The sequence below is a fragment of the Acinetobacter amyesii genome (assembly GCF_023499985.1).
In the GTDB taxonomy this organism is placed as follows: domain Bacteria; phylum Pseudomonadota; class Gammaproteobacteria; order Pseudomonadales; family Moraxellaceae; genus Acinetobacter; species Acinetobacter amyesii.
Window position 1 is genome coordinate 12,129 of record NZ_JAMCOU010000030.1, and the last position, 16,621, is coordinate 28,749.

13 protein-coding genes are annotated in these 16,621 nt (G+C 40.8%); 6 read left to right on the forward strand and 7 right to left on the reverse strand.

Annotated elements, in window-relative coordinates; genetic code table 11:
- Positions 1 to 92: 92 nt before the first annotated feature.
- Positions 93 to 1,097: a putative solute-binding protein gene (locus tag M5F03_RS08445; protein ID WP_180079199.1), complete on the reverse strand. Its 1,005-nt coding sequence runs from the start codon at positions 1,095 to 1,097 to the stop codon at positions 93 to 95.
- Positions 1,098 to 1,293: 196 nt separating this feature from the next.
- On the opposite strand from M5F03_RS08445, the gene M5F03_RS08450 reads away from it, so the two are divergent.
- Positions 1,294 to 3,231, forward strand: a complete 1,938-nt coding sequence (locus M5F03_RS08450; RefSeq protein ID WP_249707987.1) for an ATP-binding cassette domain-containing protein — start codon at positions 1,294 to 1,296, stop codon at positions 3,229 to 3,231.
- A gap of 531 nt (positions 3,232 to 3,762) precedes the next feature.
- Here M5F03_RS08450 and M5F03_RS08455 read toward each other — a convergent pair.
- The 5 genes from M5F03_RS08455 to dnaA form a co-directional block, all read right to left on the reverse strand.
- On the reverse strand, positions 3,763 to 4,140 hold the full coding sequence (locus tag M5F03_RS08455) for a hypothetical protein (protein WP_078189504.1): 378 nt from the start codon (positions 4,138 to 4,140) through the stop codon (positions 3,763 to 3,765).
- A gap of 170 nt (positions 4,141 to 4,310) precedes the next feature.
- Positions 4,311 to 6,779, reverse strand: a complete 2,469-nt coding sequence (gene gyrB / locus M5F03_RS08460; protein WP_249707989.1) for a DNA topoisomerase (ATP-hydrolyzing) subunit B — start codon at positions 6,777 to 6,779, stop codon at positions 4,311 to 4,313.
- 43 nt (positions 6,780 to 6,822) lie between these two features.
- Entirely contained in the window at positions 6,823 to 7,905 is a 1,083-nt protein-coding gene (recF, locus tag M5F03_RS08465; protein WP_180074177.1) for a DNA replication/repair protein RecF, read from the reverse strand.
- A 23-nt stretch (positions 7,906 to 7,928) separates the two neighbouring features.
- Positions 7,929 to 9,077 (reverse strand): DNA polymerase III subunit beta, encoded by a 1,149-nt coding sequence (gene dnaN / locus M5F03_RS08470; protein ID WP_180108252.1) that lies wholly within the window; start codon positions 9,075 to 9,077, stop codon positions 7,929 to 7,931.
- A 108-nt stretch (positions 9,078 to 9,185) separates the two neighbouring features.
- Positions 9,186 to 10,571 carry a chromosomal replication initiator protein DnaA gene (dnaA, locus tag M5F03_RS08475; protein ID WP_249707991.1) on the reverse strand — a complete coding sequence of 462 codons (1,386 nt, stop codon included), beginning with the start codon at positions 10,569 to 10,571 and terminating at the stop codon, positions 9,186 to 9,188.
- A 660-nt stretch (positions 10,572 to 11,231) separates the two neighbouring features.
- Between dnaA and rpmH the strand changes: the two genes are divergently transcribed.
- The 5 genes from rpmH to mnmE all read left to right on the forward strand — a co-directional run bounded on the left by rpmH (position 11,232) and on the right by mnmE (position 15,340).
- Positions 11,232 to 11,366 (forward strand): 50S ribosomal protein L34, encoded by a 135-nt coding sequence (gene rpmH, locus M5F03_RS08480; RefSeq protein WP_000831329.1) that lies wholly within the window; start codon positions 11,232 to 11,234, stop codon positions 11,364 to 11,366.
- Between the two features lie 31 nt (positions 11,367 to 11,397).
- Complete coding sequence (gene rnpA, locus M5F03_RS08485; RefSeq protein ID WP_078189509.1) at positions 11,398 to 11,790, forward strand: ribonuclease P protein component; 393 nt, start codon at positions 11,398 to 11,400, stop codon at positions 11,788 to 11,790.
- A gap of 9 nt (positions 11,791 to 11,799) precedes the next feature.
- On the forward strand, positions 11,800 to 12,120 hold the full coding sequence (yidD, locus tag M5F03_RS08490; protein WP_111885710.1) for a membrane protein insertion efficiency factor YidD: 321 nt from the start codon (positions 11,800 to 11,802) through the stop codon (positions 12,118 to 12,120).
- 5 nt (positions 12,121 to 12,125) lie between these two features.
- A complete protein-coding gene (gene yidC / locus M5F03_RS08495; RefSeq protein WP_078194451.1) occupies positions 12,126 to 13,892 on the forward strand; it encodes a membrane protein insertase YidC in 1,767 nt (588 codons plus the stop codon).
- 92 nt (positions 13,893 to 13,984) lie between these two features.
- Positions 13,985 to 15,340: a tRNA uridine-5-carboxymethylaminomethyl(34) synthesis GTPase MnmE gene (gene mnmE / locus M5F03_RS08500; RefSeq protein WP_180022820.1), complete on the forward strand. Its 1,356-nt coding sequence runs from the start codon at positions 13,985 to 13,987 to the stop codon at positions 15,338 to 15,340.
- A gap of 85 nt (positions 15,341 to 15,425) precedes the next feature.
- Here the strand turns inward: mnmE and M5F03_RS08505 are convergent, their stop codons facing one another.
- Positions 15,426 to 16,604, reverse strand: coding sequence for a hypothetical protein (locus M5F03_RS08505; RefSeq protein WP_249707993.1), 1,179 nt, complete (start codon positions 16,602 to 16,604; stop codon positions 15,426 to 15,428).
- Positions 16,605 to 16,621 lie beyond the last annotated feature (17 nt).

The window sequence follows — 16,621 nt, forward strand, 5'->3', positions numbered from 1 at the left end:
TATAAATATAATCATCATCTTATATTTGCAAAAATGGCTTTTTACATTTACAGCGATTGCATCAAAATTTACAAAGAAATACAGAAAAAAGCTTATTCACCCGCCACTGAACACTCAAAATTGGTTCGCTCAATCGTACAACGGGCTTTTTTTAGTACCGTCATCATGGTGGAGTCATAGATCCCTTGTTTGGTTAAATCCATCCGTCCTTCACGCAATATTTTCTGATACTTCAACTGATCATCTTTGCTGAGATTCATCTTATATTTGGCAGGAATTTCAGCTTCCATACGTTTCACCATGGCAAAACTTTTTGGTAATTGCTTAACAAACCATTGCCGAGAAAGTTCAGCAAAACCTTCTGGGAATTTATTATTACGAATAATCAGGTCTGCCGTGACATTCACCACAGGAAAATTCACCATCGCCCCGGTAGTGCCTAAGCCTTTTGAAATTTCGAGTGGCTTAAAGGCATAAGCTGGCGCAGCCACAATTTCAACTTCGGCCTGATTAAACTTGCGAATAAAATTAGAAATTTCTGACATCACTGGCACAGCGCCAACACGGTCGACCATCACTTTTTGCGCATAATCATAATGCAAAATGGCAAATTTTTTACCTTCAGCTTTTTCTAAATTATTGATATTGCGATCACGGACAAAAATGTAGGCTGAACCAATTTGCCCGATCCCTGCCACTTCATAACTATCTTTGCCTAGATTGCTAATCAGTCGTTTACTGTTCCGTTTATCTAAGACATAGGTAATGGCTTTTTGTGCGATAGTATTATTCGGTACACCGCCAATGGCATCAATCGAACCGGCAAATTTGTTATACGCACGTGCCCGCATCGAGGTCATATAAAATGCGTCACATTTCCCTTCTTTAAAATCTTTATCGACTTTGGATTCATCTTGATATGAAATCAGTTGAACTTGTGCTCCCCATGCCTTACTAGCCAGAGACCACTCTTCCATCAGCTTATAAGATTCCCCTGCTTTTCCAAGTAAATCGAACACACAAACCTTCTGATTGGCATAGCTTTGTGCAGACATCACACCTGAAAGAAGCGATAAAATTAAAATTCCTTTTCTCATTTCTTATATTCCCAATATGTTTTATTAATCCATTTAAAACAACAACTTGAAATATTTTTTTAATACTAAAGCCCGTTCAATATACCTAAATACGTGGAATCTGTCACATTTTTTCAGATGGTTGCGATGCTTTGTTTTTTCTTTTGCAAAGCCATCCATTAGAATAGCCACACATTCTTCTTGTTTAGTTAGTTCCATGATTCAGTTAGACCAACTTTCCATTCGTCGCGGTGGGCGTGTTTTATTTCAAAAAGCATCTATGCAATTGCATCCAGGCTGGAAAATCGGCTTAACCGGTGTAAATGGTGCGGGTAAATCGACTCTTTTTTCTGCGCTTTTAGGTGGAATGGAGTCTGATGGTGGTTCATTAACTCGTCCTGCGGTATGGACCGTCGCGCATATGGCACAAGAAATCAAAGCACTTGATATGAAAGCGATTGATTTCGTTCTATCAGGCGATGAGGAATATTGGGATATACAACATAAACTTGAACATCCAGAACAATTAGACAATGAAGCGTTGGCACACTTATATGGCCGATTTGATGAAATCCATGGCTATACAGCTCCATCCAAAGCCTCACAACTGATGGCCGGCCTGGGTTTCTTTGAACATCAGTCCCAGCTCAATGTTTCAAGCTTTTCAGGTGGTTGGCGTATGCGTTTAAACCTTGCGCGTACCCTGATGAGCCGTTCCGACCTCTTATTACTCGATGAACCAACCAACCACTTAGACTTAGATGCGATTTTGTGGTTAGAAGATTGGTTAAAAGCTTACGAAGGTACACTAATCTTGATTTCACATGACCGTGATTTCTTAGATGCGGTGACTGATCATATTTTACATATCGAAAATCAAGAGCTGACACTTTACACCGGCAACTATTCGACCTTTGAACGCACCCGCTCTGAGCGCTTGGCACAACAACAACAAGCCTATGAAAAGCAGCTTGAAACCCGTGCGCATCTCCAAAAATTTATTGACCGTTTTAAAGCCAAAGCGACTAAAGCTAAGCAGGCTCAAAGCCGTATTAAACAATTAGAACGCATGCAGGAACTTTCTGCGGCGCATGTCGATACACCATTTACCTTTAGTTTCCGTGAACCGACCAAAATGAGTTCACCACTGCTGCAAATGGAACACGCAGATATTGGCTATGGCGACAAACTGATCGTGACCAATGTAAACCTGCAAATTACCCCAACCAGCCGAATTGGTTTACTCGGGATGAATGGTGCGGGTAAATCAACCTTAATTAAATCGTTAGTTGGTGACCTTCCTTTATTACAAGGGACGCGCAAAGCCTCTGAACTGTTGAATATTGGCTATTTTGCTCAGCATCAAATGGATGCTCTAGATGGCAATGCCAGCCCGATGTTGCAACTATCTCGAATTGCTGACAAAAAAATCAGTGAAGCTGCATTACGTTCATTTTTAGGCAGCTTTGGTTTTAGTGGCGAACGCATGGATACACCAAGTGAAGGCTTTTCAGGCGGTGAACGAGCACGATTAGCTTTGGCTTTGATTGTTTGGCAACGTCCCAATGTTTTAATTCTAGATGAACCGACCAACCATTTAGACCTTGATATGCGTCATGCCCTGACTATGGCATTACAAGACTTTGAAGGCGCTGTGGTTTTGGTTTCGCATGAACGTCAATTGATTGCCAGCGTTTGTGACGAATTATTGTTGGTACATCATGGTAAATGTCGCGAATTTGATGGTGACCTCGTGGCTTATGCCGATTGGCTGCGTCAAGCACGGATTGACATGATGAAAAATAGCCAACAAGCCCCTTCTCCCATCAAATCTCAAGTTGAAACTAAACAGACGATTTCTAAAGTCGATAAAGAAGCGCAGCGTAAAGAAGCTGCACGTCAGCGTGAATTGACCCGCCCGATTCGTAAAAACATTGAAAAAAATGAAGCGCAAATCAGCAAAATTCAGCCACGCTTAAACGAAATCGAGGAATTATTAGCAGACAGTGCTTTATATGAAGCCAATCGTAAAGATGACTTACTCAAACTTATGAATGAGCAAACAGAATTAAAAGCCAAACTTGAATCTGTCGAAGAGCAAATGCTTGAATTAATGATGGAATTAGAAGAAATGGAAAGTAGTTTTCAGGCTTAATTTAAAAAGCAAAACCCTAGATTTGCATTATTAAGAAAACCTAACTTAAGCTCAAAAAATCAATCGCCGTGAAATTTAAATGTTCCACGGCGATTTTTTATTTAAACTTCACAATCATAATCACACTATAAATCTAAAAAATATTTAAAAAATCGAATGTTCATATCCAACTGATTATTGCATCGTTAAGGCATTTCTATTCGGAAAGAATCTAAAAATTCAGCGATCGCTTTTACCCTAATTTTGTAAATGAATTCAAAAAAATATACTTCACATCAAACTCATTACCACAGTTATCCACAAAAGCCATTTTTAAATTCAAATCTTAGTTTTAAATTCATTTTTATTTTTTAAATTCAAAATATCAAACCACCTTTTTGTGGATAAATATTTTTAAATAATGTTGTCCACAATTATAAATGACTTTGATGTTAAACACTATTAAATGTGAAAATTCACAAAACTTATCCACATTTGCAAGATGGATGCATTTTATCTCCATTCACGACATCAATTTAAACTTTTTATTGTTTAAGATAAGGCAGAAGGATGGGCTTTTTTTGCCTTTAAAAAACGTAATTCTTGTATTTTCCAGGTCTGATCAAAATGCCAGATTTCCTGTATTTGCTGCTGTGTTTCGGCTAAACCAATTAAAATTTTGCACTCAGTTTGGTCACGATTAAACTCATATTCTTCAAATTCTACGTCTGGTTTTTGTGGTTTCCAAACCCCATTCTTCACTGCATGTGCAATACGTTCATAGCGGACATAATTACTTTCGACACGCCCGTCTTGCTCATAAACCACCTTAAAGTGCTCATCTTCGTATTCGGCTAAAACGGTATAATTTCCGGTAAAAAATGCATTTACCCAGATGTCACGAATGTGTTCAAGTTGATTGTCCATCATATATAGACCTCTTATTTTTAGCTGCTAAGTTCAATTTGATTTGAGCTTAGCATCAGAATAAGTCAATTTTATAAAACACAAATTGGCGATTTAATATTCAATTTTATTTAAGATAGCATAAAAAAAAGCACTCCCAAGAGTGCTTTTTTGAATGATTCTGTAATCAGAATTTAGGCATCAATATCCGCATTTAACGCATTTTCTTCAATGAAGGCACGACGTGGTTCCACATCATCACCCATCAAGCAAGAGAACATACGATCAGCTTCAATCGCATCCTGTACCGTTACTTGCAGCATGTTACGGTTCTCAGGATCCATTGTAGTTTCCCAAAGCTGTTCAGCATTCATCTCACCCAAACCTTTATAGCGCTGAATCATCATGCCACGGCGTGAGTCTTGTAAGATGTTTTGCCAAACCTGATGGAAGCTGCTCACTGGAATTTTGCGCTCGCCTTTTTGTAGGTAAGCACCTTCTTCCAATAAGGTGAACCAACTCTTCGAATTTTTGAGTAAACGCGCATATTCACCTGAACCCAATAGACCTGAATCTAACAAGTATTGGTGTGGTAAATTATGAACATAGATGGTAATACGCGGGAAATAGGTCGCTGACTTATTGCCTTCAGTATCTTCATGCTCAAAAGTTTCTAAGCTTAATTCAGGACGTAGGCTAGGTTGAGTTTTCTCAATATTGGCACGTAGTTGCTCACCCCAAGTCTGTACATAGTCTTGGTTATTTGCTTGATCTAACTTAAAGCCTTCTACTGCCAATAAACCATCCAACACACTTGCAGGATAACGTACAGTCAGACGATGCAAGCTCTTTTGAGAGGTTTGATAATCCGCAATCACACCCGCTAAAGCCTCACCACGAATGGCTGGCGCTTCTGCACTGATGTGTAATTCAAGCTCATCAATTGCATTTGAAATCAGGTATGTCTCAAGTGCATCATTATCTTTAATGTACTGTTCTTGCTTGCCTTTTTTCAGCTTATACAACGGTGGCTGTGCAATATAAATATATCCACGTTCCACAAGTTCTGGCATTTGACGGAAGAAGAAAGTCAATAGTAGCGTACGAATGTGCGAACCATCGACGTCGGCATCGGTCATGATGATGATTTTGTGATAACGCAGTTTATCTGGGTTATATTCCTCACGGCCAATACCACAACCTAAAGCGGTAATCAGTGTTCCCACTTCTTGAGAAGAAATCATCTTGTCAAAACGTGCACGTTCCACGTTGAGGATTTTACCTTTCAGCGGCAAAATCGCTTGCATCTTACGGTTACGGCCCTGTTTTGCAGAACCACCCGCAGAGTCACCTTCGACTAAGTAAAGTTCAGACAACGCAGGATCTTTTTCCTGACAATCGGCCAATTTACCTGGCAGGCCTGCAATATCAAGCGCACTCTTACGACGAGTCATTTCACGTGCTTTACGCGCTGCATCACGCGCACGGGCTGCATCAATAATTTTGCCTGCAATAGATTTAGCGGCTTGGGGGTTCTCTAAAAGATATTCAGAGAACGATTTATTCATTGCTTGCTCAACCGCAGTTTTCACTTCGCTCGACACCAATTTTTCTTTGGTTTGCGAAGAGAATTTTGGATCAGGCACTTTCACCGAAACAATTGCAGTTAAGCCTTCACGCGCATCATCACCAGAAACCGCCACTTTCTCTTTTTTGAGTAAGTTTTCGCTTTCCATGTAGCTGTTTAAGCCACGAGTTAATGCAGCACGGAAACCCGCTAAATGCGTACCACCATCTTTTTGTGGAATGTTATTGGTAAAGCAACGAACATTTTCCTGATAAGAATCATTCCACTGCAATGCAACTTCTACACCAATGCCATTATCGGCTTGAGTAGTGAAGTGGAAGATATCATTCAGATGGGTTTTGCCTTGGTTGATATATTTTACAAACTCAGACAAACCACCTTCATAGTCATAAACGTGCTCTAGATTGATACGTTCGTCACGTAGCACAATTCGTACACCTGCATTCAGGAAAGATAATTCACGTAAACGACGTGCCAAAATATCGACATTAAAAATAGTCTGGCTAAAGGTTTCTGCACTAGGGTAGAAACGGACTGTTGTACCTGAAGTTTCAGTCACACCAGTTTCACGTAATTTATAGACAGGATCGCCATGGCGATATTCCTGCTCATAGCTCTTACCCGCACGACGAATATTTAATAGGAGCTTTTCTGATAAAGCGTTTACAACTGAAACGCCAACACCGTGAAGACCACCTGAAACCTTATAACTGTTATCGTCAAATTTACCGCCAGCATGTAGAATCGTTAAAATCACTTCTGCTGCAGAAACACCTTCTTCTGGGTGAATGTCGGTAGGAATACCACGGCCGTTATCCGATACGCTTACAGATTCATCTTCATGAATGGTGACTTGAATTTCGTCACAATGACCTGCCAATGCTTCATCAATTGAGTTATCGACAACTTCAAACACCATGTGGTGTAGGCCAGTACCATCGTCAGTATCACCAATATACATGCCCGGACGCTTACGTACAGCGTCTAGACCACGTAATACTTTGATGCTAGAGGAATCATAAGCTTTTTCTATGGTTTGTTCTGTTTGAGAAGCAGCTTGATCTTCTGAACTCATGGTTTCTCCCTAGTGAAAAATAGGTCTATCCAAAGGTGGTATTTCATTGCACAACAGCCTGCACCGTACCATTTTCAACTTTGAATAATTGATAAGAAATAGATAAATCATGTAAGTGTTTTTGCACTGAATCATGGTCTAAAGTGGTAATAAAAACTTGACTACCAAGATGGCTTAAACGCTCAATTAAACGCTGTTGTGCGGTTAAATCTAATTCTGCTGTCAGATCATCTAATAATACCACAGTTTCCTTATTACAAGCATGTAGCATTGCAATCTGTGACAGTTTTAACGCCATGATCAATAACTTTTTTTGCCCACGAGAGAGCACAACATCTGCATCACCCATAGCAGTTTTTAACCTTAAATCTGCACGGTGCGGACCATACTCAGTAAAGCCACGCTCGCAGTCTTTAAAATGCTGATTGGTCAGATCATTCAGCAGTCCTGTTTCAGCATGAAAGCCTGCACTATATTCCAATGTCACTGTTAAATCAGGCAATAAGGCTTCTAGATCTTGTTGAAAATATCGAGTCCACTGTTCCACCACATTGCTGCGTAGACTATGTAATATCTCACCATAGTCACTGAGCATTTTGTTCCACGGTTCTAAGTCAGACAGACTCAAATGACGTCGTGATTTCAGCAAACTATTCCGCTGTTTTAATGCCCGTGCATAATATTGCCATGCATGGTAAAACTCCGGTTCCACGTGGAACATCAACCAATCTAAAAGTTGACGTCGTGGCTTCGCACCATGATCAATGATATCCGTACTTTGTGGATCGATGAGTTGTAGCGGTAAAATCTTAGCCAACTGACCTTGTGTCCCCACTAGGTCGCCATTGACTTTAATCACTTGCTCGCCCGATTGCATTTTTTGCATACCAATGCGGTCTGTTGCAGACTGCGCAAAGACAACAGCGTCAGGGCTATTATTTTGAATATAGTTTTTCGGAATATGGGTTCGAAAAGAACGTCCAGTTGCCAGCAAATGTACTGCTTCTAATACAGACGTTTTACCTGAACCATTTTGCCCATAAAAGACATTAAACGGCTGCAACCCAGAGAGTGCAACCGTCTTTAAATTTCGAACACGTTCTACATGTAAACGCGTGATATGCATAGTAATTGAGACGTCAGTCCGAATTAAACACGCATTGGCATCACAACATAGGTTTGATCTTGTTGTTGTGGATCTTGTACCAATACCGACTGGTTCGCTTCTGTCATGGTCATTGCAACATCATCACCATCCAATACATTCAGAACTTCCAATAAGTACTGTGCATTAAACGACATTTCCATCGGTGCATCTGCATATTGAATCGCAAGATCTTCGATTGCTTCATCTTGCTCAGGGTTATTGGCACGAAGTTGTAAAGTGTCCGCATCAAAATTCAAGAATACGCCGCGCAATTTTTCATTACTCAAAATTGCAACACGTTGTAGCGATTGCTTGAAAACATCATGTGCAATGCGCACGTTTTTATCGCCACCACGTGGAATCACACGGCGGTAGTCTGGGAATTTACCATCGATCAATTTTGTGGTGAAACGTACGGTAATATCACCCTGCTCTTTATCACGGCTGGCAATGGTAATTGTTACATTTAATAATTCACGACCAATTAACAACGATAATTGCTCGTCTTCAACACTCAATAGACGCTGCAATTCACCTACGGCTTTACGTGGAACAATCGCTTGCATTGCTTGTGTCGCATTCGAGCTTGCCGCTGTTTCACACATCGCCAAACGGTGACCATCGGTCGTTACTGCACGCAATTGATTTTCATCAATTTCAAGCAAAGTACCCGTCAAATAAAAACGCACATCTTGAACCGCCATGGCAAAAGATGTTTTCTCGAATAAACGCTTTAACTCACGTTGAGTCACACCAACTTGAGTGCCTTGAGTATTTTCAGTGGTTAATAATGGATAGTCTTCTGCAGGCAAAGTACCCAATACAAAACGACTGTTTCCAGATTTTAAAATACAACGTTGGTCTTCAGTAATTTGCAAATCAATCAATGCCGCTGACGGTAATGATTTACAGATATCCATCAGTTTACGCGCAGGAACTGTCGTCACCCCTGCTTGTAAACAAGCACCGTCTGCCAGCGGTGTACTCGCAACCAATTCTACTTCTAGGTCAGAACCTGTAATGGTCAATGCTTGCTCAGTAACCTGTACTTTGACATTGGATAAGATATTTAAGGTATGGCGACGCTCAACCGCTCCTACGACATGTGACAGAACATTCAGTAAGCTTTCTTTCGCGATTTTTAAACGCACAATACATTCCTCTAAAAACTGAAGACAGACAAAATAAATTAATTTTTTAGCAGTGTACTATGCGGCAGAATATACCGCATTGCAAGAACAGAATTTGAACGAAAAGACTTAACTTTGCAGCAGACGTTGCAAGTTTTTATAGTCCTCATTGAAGATTGGATCTTCTTCTCGCAGGCTTTGTACTTTTTCACACGCATGCATCACCGTACTGTGATCACGATTACCAAAAGCCATACCAATTTCAGGGAAACTATCCCCTGTCAGCTCACGTGCTAGCCCCATAGCCAACTGACGTGGACGTGCATAAATACGTGTACGTTTTGGGCCAACCAATTCTTTCAGCGGAATACGGAAATATTCACTCACCACACGCTGAATATTTTCAGTACTGATAGTGCGCGCACGAATTGCTAACACATCTTTTAACGATTCACGCACCACATCTAGATCGATTGGAGTGCCTTTAAAACGAGAAATAGCTACGACTTTATTCAGCGCACCTTCTAGTTCACGGACATTGGCAACCACTTGTTGAGCAATAAACAACGCACAATTACGTGGAAGTTCCACGCCATTGCTTTCCGCTTTTTTCAATAAAATTTCAATACGGGTTTCAATATCGGGTGGTTCCACACCCACCGATAAGCCCCACGAAAAACGTGAAACCAAACGTGGATCAAGTTCAGTCAGTTCTTTTGGATAACGATCTGAGGTTAAAATGATTTGCTTAGATTCATCTAATAACGCGTTGAAGGTATAGAAAAACTCAACCAAGCTGGCCTCTTTACCCGCCAACAAATGAATATCATCCACCAATAACAAATCTAATGAACGACAATTTTTCTTAAATTCTTCGACCTTACCTTTCTGTAGAGAGCTCACAAAGTCTTGTACAAAACTTTCAGCCGTCATGTACATCACACGTGCATTCGGCTTCGCTTGTAATAATGCATTACCTACGGCTTGCATCAAATGGGTTTTACCTAAACCAGTCGGTCCATACAAAAATAAGGGGTTATGCTGTGAAGCACCGGGCTGCGTCAAGACTTTACGACAGGTTTCTGCCGCCATCTGATTGGAACGGCCTTCAACAAACAAGGAAAAGGTAAATAATGGGTTAAGCTGACGCTTACGGTTATTCTTTGATGACGTCTCTTCTTTTTCTTTTTTAGGACGAGTCGGTGCCGACACTTGTGGCGTTGACTCTAATGCTGCGGTGGTTGTTGCTGGTTGCTCAGCTGCAGATAAAATTGCACCAGGCCGTGAATCAACCAAAATCTCGACTTTACGTACCCGACCTTCAGACAACTGTTCCGCTAAAATTGAAATCAGTTCTAAATGATGCTCTTGAATGTAGCGTGTCCAATACGGATTCGGTGCATAGAGTTTTAGACTATCACCTGCATCTTCTGCCACTAGTGGGCGTATCCACATTGTATAGACATTTCCTGAAAGCTCTTGTCGCAAGCGAGTTAAGCAGTCTGTCCAAAGCATGTGAAACCCCTATTTCAGTCCATTGTACGTAAAAAAATAATTCAACCCCGCCTAAGCGGGCAGCCATTCTAACCATCTTATCCACATCTGTCATGAACAAATCAGTCGAAATCGATCAAAAAAACGCAAATTGAGTTTAAATTTAAATTTAAATCGCGTGTGGATAAGTTTATCCGCAAGCTGTGGATAAATTATAACACAAAGTTATCCACAAACTATCAAAATTATAAAAACATCATTATCCACAATATAATTATTTGTTTTTTAAAATTAAAAATGCTTTTTCCACAGAAAATATCAACACTAATAGTAATAAATTTAAATTTTAAAATTTGAATTTATTTATAAGATCGACCCATTCTGGGGATAACTTGATGGTTGGTTTAAATTCAAATTTAAATTCATAAAAACCAATTCACAAATTTGAGATTGTGGATAAATCTGTGAGTAAACTTGAAGATAACTTAAATAATTAACATATACAATGATTTAGTTTGTGAATATTTTAATTTAAAACTTTCTGACTGATTTCTAATCCTTATATTATCTTGATATATCACAGCCTAGATTTTGAAAGAAAGCGTGTTTTTCATTGACAGCTCAAGCAATGAGCACTAAAATCGCGAACCTTTACTGAAAGATCATTTTTGGAGTTTCGATATGAAACGTACTTTCCAACCTTCTGAGTTGAAACGTAAACGCGTTCATGGTTTCCGTGCTCGCATGGCTACTAAAGCTGGCCGTCAAGTATTAGCACGTCGTCGTGCAAAAGGTCGTCACAGCTTAACTGTTTAATTTCAGTTAAGACTGTCAAGACTTGGGTGTTATGACAACACTTTACGGCTTTAGCACAGATGTGCGAATACACTGTGCTGCCGATTATAAAAGTGTGTTCGATGGTGCGCTTTTTAAAGTGCATCAACCCCATTTCTTATTTCTAGCAAAAATCTCCGAACAGCCGAATAGCCGTTTGGGTATTGTTGTTGCTAAGAAAAAAGTGCGCCGCGCACATGAAAGAAATCGAGTAAAACGACTTGCACGCGAAAGTTTTCGCCTGCATCAACAGCAGTCTAATGTATTAGATATTGTCGTTATGCCAAAAATGGGCATAGAGGCGGTACCGAATGCAGAGTTGCATCAGCAATTACAATTTGCTTGGCAAAAATTGCAGCGCCTTGCAAATAAGCATAAAAAAATAGCTACCTCCCCACAAGCGTAGAGATGACCAATGGTTCGTTTACTGCATTGGCTCATTCGTTTCTATCAGATTGCGATTAGTCCTTTATTGGGACCACGCTGTCGTTATATTCCAACATGTTCTCAATATTCTTTGGAAGCAGTCCATCAACATGGTGCTGTACGTGGAGTGTGTCTAGCTGTTCAGCGTATTTGCCGTTGTCATCCTTGGGGCGGTTCAGGCTATGATCCTGTTCCATCAAAAGCAATTCGTTTTATTTCATTTCAGCAAATAGATTCTCAAACGCGTCACGTTGCTGTACCCTTTCGTGAACGTTTATTGAACCAAAATCACTCTAACCACTTGGGGTAATACCTATGCAACAATGGGCCAGGATTGCAATTCTAGGGGCCATGTTTGTTGTCGCATATTTGCTCATTTTGGCTTGGCAGAAAGATTATGGACATGCGGAACAAAAACCTCAGCAAAATGCTGCGGTGGTAACGCATGAAGTATCTGCCGATTTGCCAAATGGCCAGACAGCTACGGCTGCTACTGATGTGCCGCAAGCAAATAATGCTGCTACACAACAAACAACAGATGCCACTGCACCTGTTAGTCAACAGTTAATTTCAGTACAAACTGACCTTTACCATCTTTGGATTAATCCAAAGGGTGGCGATATTGTTCGTATTGAATTACTCAATCATGACAAAAATAAAGACAGCGACGAACCATTTGTAATGCTTGAAAGCGATGCAAAACGTACTTATGTTGCTCAGTCTGGCTTAATTGGTCTTAATGGCCCTGATAGTAATCCGAAAGGACGTCCAACCTATGAGATTGAAAAATCTTCATATACGTTAAATGACGCAAAAGCTGTGAAGGGTAAAGATGGCCAAACAGCAAAAGTTTTGTCAGTACCAATGGTTTATAAAACAGCAGATGGAGTAGAGGTTATTAAAACCTTTAACTTCACTGAAGGTGAATACCCTGTTGTCGTGAATCATAAAATCGTGAACCGCAGTGCTCAGAACTGGCAAGGTCAGATGTTTGGTCAGCTTAAACGCGACAACTCTGAAGATCCGGGTAAATCTGATCAAGGTATTTTCACTTTAGGTACATTCCTTGGTGGTGCATGGGGTTCGCCTGAAGAACATTACAACAAACTTAAATTTGCCAACTTCAATGAAGAAAAATTGAATGTTGAAGCAACTGGCGGTTGGGTTGCAATGGTTCAGCATTACTTCGTGAGTGCGTGGATTCCTGGACAGATCAAATTAACGCAAGCCAATGGTCAACCGTATGCTGCGAAACTTGAGTCACGTAAATCTACTGATGATATGAACATCATTCAGTTCACATCGCCTGCAATCAATGTTCCTGCAGGAACTGTGGCAGAAGTAGATGCAACGTTCTATTCAGGTCCAAAAATCCAATCTGAATTAAAAGAATTGGCAGTTGGTTTAAACCAAACAGTAGACTATGGTTGGTTATGGCCAATTGCGAAATTATTGTTCGTCGGTCTTGAGTTTTTCCACGGTTTAGTGGGTAACTGGGGTTGGTCAATTATTCTATTGACCATTCTGGTGAAACTGATCTTGTGGCCATTGTCGTCGAAGAGCTACCGCTCTATGGCGAAAATGCGTGTGATTGCACCTGAAATGCAACGCATGAAAGAAGAGTTCGGTGAAGACCGTATGCGCTTCTCGCAAGAAATGATGGCATTGTATAAACGTGAACAAGTAAACCCACTATCAGGTTGCTTGCCGTTATTGCTCCAAATGCCGATCTTCCTTGCTTTGTATTGGGTGTTAATGGAGTCCGTTGAACTACGTCATGCGCCGTGGTTAGGTTGGATTCAAGATTTATCTGCGATGGATCCGTGGTTTATTTTGCCGCTATTAATGGGCTTAACCATGTTTATTCAGCAAAGTTTGAACCCACAACCGGCTGATCCAATGCAGGCGAAAGTCTTCAAAATCATGCCAGTGATCTTTACGGTATTTATGTTGTTCTTCCCTGCGGGCCTTGTGCTTTACTGGATCTGTAACAACAGTATTACTATTCTTCAACAAGGTTTGATTAACAAATCTGTTGAAAAAGAACGTTTAAAACGTGAAGCGGCTGACTCAGCAAACTAAGCATTGCTGATGGGCTGAATAAATCCGCTTAAGATGGTAATCTTAGGCGGATTTTTCTTTATCTGTCGTTTGAAAATTTTTAGGTGAATTTTATGTTAAACCGAACCACCATCGCAGCAATTGCCACACCGCCGGGTCGTGGTGGTGTCGGCGTGATTCGCCTGTCTGGTCCCCAATCTTATGCCATTGCTGAAGCATTAACGCAGCAATCCTTACCACAAGCACGTTTTGCTGGTTTCCGTAAGTTTTATGATGCATCGAATGAAATCATGGATGAAGGTTTGGTGATTTGCTTTCCAAATCCGCACTCTTTTACGGGTGAGGATGTGGTGGAGCTTCAAGGTCATGGCGGCCCCGTTATTCAAAATGCATTATTGGCACGCTTACTTGAATTGGGTGCTATTGCTGCAAAAGCGGGCGAATTTTCAATGCGCGCCTTTGAAAATGGCAAAATGGACTTGGTGCAAGCCGAGGCGATTGCCGACCTGATTGATGCCACCTCACAAGCTGCTGCGCGTTCTGCGGTACGTTCATTACAAGGTGCTTTTTCGAGCAAGGTCAATACGGTGTTAGAAAAACTTATCCATTTGCGTTTGCATGTGGAAGCAGCGATTGATTTTCCTGAAGAAGAAATCGACTTTTTGGCGGATGGTAAGATTTTGGGTTTATTGGATGAAGTGGCAAGCTCGGTCCATGCTGTGCAGCAATCTGCCCGTCAAGGTCAGTTACTACGTGAAGGTTTACAAGTGGTGATTGCCGGTAAACCCAATGCAGGTAAGTCATCGCTACTCAATGCTTTGGCGGGTGTTGAACGTGCGATTGTGACGGATATTGCGGGTACGACACGTGATGTTTTACATGAAAAAATCAGCCTCAATGGTTTGCCAATTACCTTGACCGATACTGCAGGTTTACGTGAAACCGGTGATATCGTCGAAAAAGAAGGGATTCGTCGCGCAATTAAAGAAATTGAGCAAGCTGACTTGTTACTTTTGGTCTATGACTTAAGTCAGGGCGAAGATCCACTACAATTGGCTCAAGCGTACTTTGCTGATCATATTGAACCGAAGCGTTTGATGTTGATTGGTAATAAATGTGATTTGACGGGATCTACCGCGGAAATTACCGATTTAAACGGTTTTCGACATATTCGCGTCTCGGCTAAACAAGAAACTGGCGTTCAAGCGCTTATTGATGCGATTACAGCGCATGCAGGCTTTCAACCAGAGGAAGATACCTTTATTGCTCGAACACGCCATTTAGACGCAATGAAGCGCACGCAGCGCTATCTTGCAGAAGCACGTGAGCAGTTGGTGGTTTATCATGCGGGTGAGTTGGTGGCTGAATCTCTACGTTTGGCTCAAAATGCCTTAGGTGAAATTACCGGCGATTTCAGTGCGGATGATTTGCTTGGGAAGATTTTTGGATCGTTCTGTATCGGAAAGTAATAAAACGATTGAGCTGCTCGTTTCACCTATGGATAGATCCACCCAAAGCACGATATTGGAAATCATCGTGCTTTTTTTACATCGTTTAGCGTGGGTTTGAGCCAAAAATGATTTTAAAGATTGTTCTCAGCACATCTTTCGTTTTCATCCCATAAAAAGGATTGTTTGCTGCTCTTTTTGATGCGGCTTCAACTTTGACTTTGAGTGTTGCATAATCTGGAAATTGTTGCTGTTGCGAGGATTTTTCGACCGCTGACAAAATATCAATTAAAAAAGCACGATTGATTTTTGAACTTAATGGAATGGATTGATACCATTGTTTTTCAAAGCGACGATCTAAAAAGATATCGGGAATTTCGGGGCTAGTGGCATAAAACATGGCTTTGGTGCGCATACATTTACTGCATTGACCACAATTTTTTGGTCGAGCCCTATAGTCCACACAAATCGACAGGGTTTGTAAATCTAAGTCAGATTGGCTTAAAAATGCGGTTTTTTGTGATCGCGTGACATCATCGTCGAGGGTGATTAAGACCCCAGATCGGTTCTTCATCAATCGGTTGGATGCCGTATTTGAGCCATAGGGATGAACGAATAATTGTTGATCTAAACGGTAATCGGCTGAAATTCGATATTGCTGGTAATGTTCAAAAATCGAAGCGCAGGAAAACAGCGAAAAGATATGTGTGACATGTGAACCTTTAGGGTTACAGCCATATTTACTGTATAGCGCGTAAGCATCGGTTTTTACCACGCGACTTTGCTTAAAAACTTGGCTTCTAAAGTCATGGGTCTGATCCATTAAGGCCTGAAATTTTTCATGGTCATCAAATTTATAATCCATTCCATGCACAGTGAGACAATCAGAATCTTGCCCATTTTCAAGAAAAGCTTTGTATGTACTATAAGTGGAGTCAATCCCACCGCTAAAAAAGCTTAAATTTTGAGTGGTTTGGTTTCCAGGTGGTGTTTGGATAATCGATGCAGCACTGAGCATGACTGGTTGATATAAATCAGGTAACCAAGCGGCCCAGACAGTTGAAACCTCCCGTGCGGAGTGGAGGGTTTGTATTGAAATAGGTCCTTCTACATGCAGCGGGATGCCAAGGCGCATGGCAATGGGTAAAAAGCCCCAAACAATAAAATCATAGGTTTCTAATTGCGGTAAGGATTCAAACGGTAAAATATAGTGAATATTACCGTATTCGCTGCTAGCAATGATTTGATTTTCTACAGTGTTAATTTGACATTGAATTTTTAGCATTTTTTAAATTTTTGAAT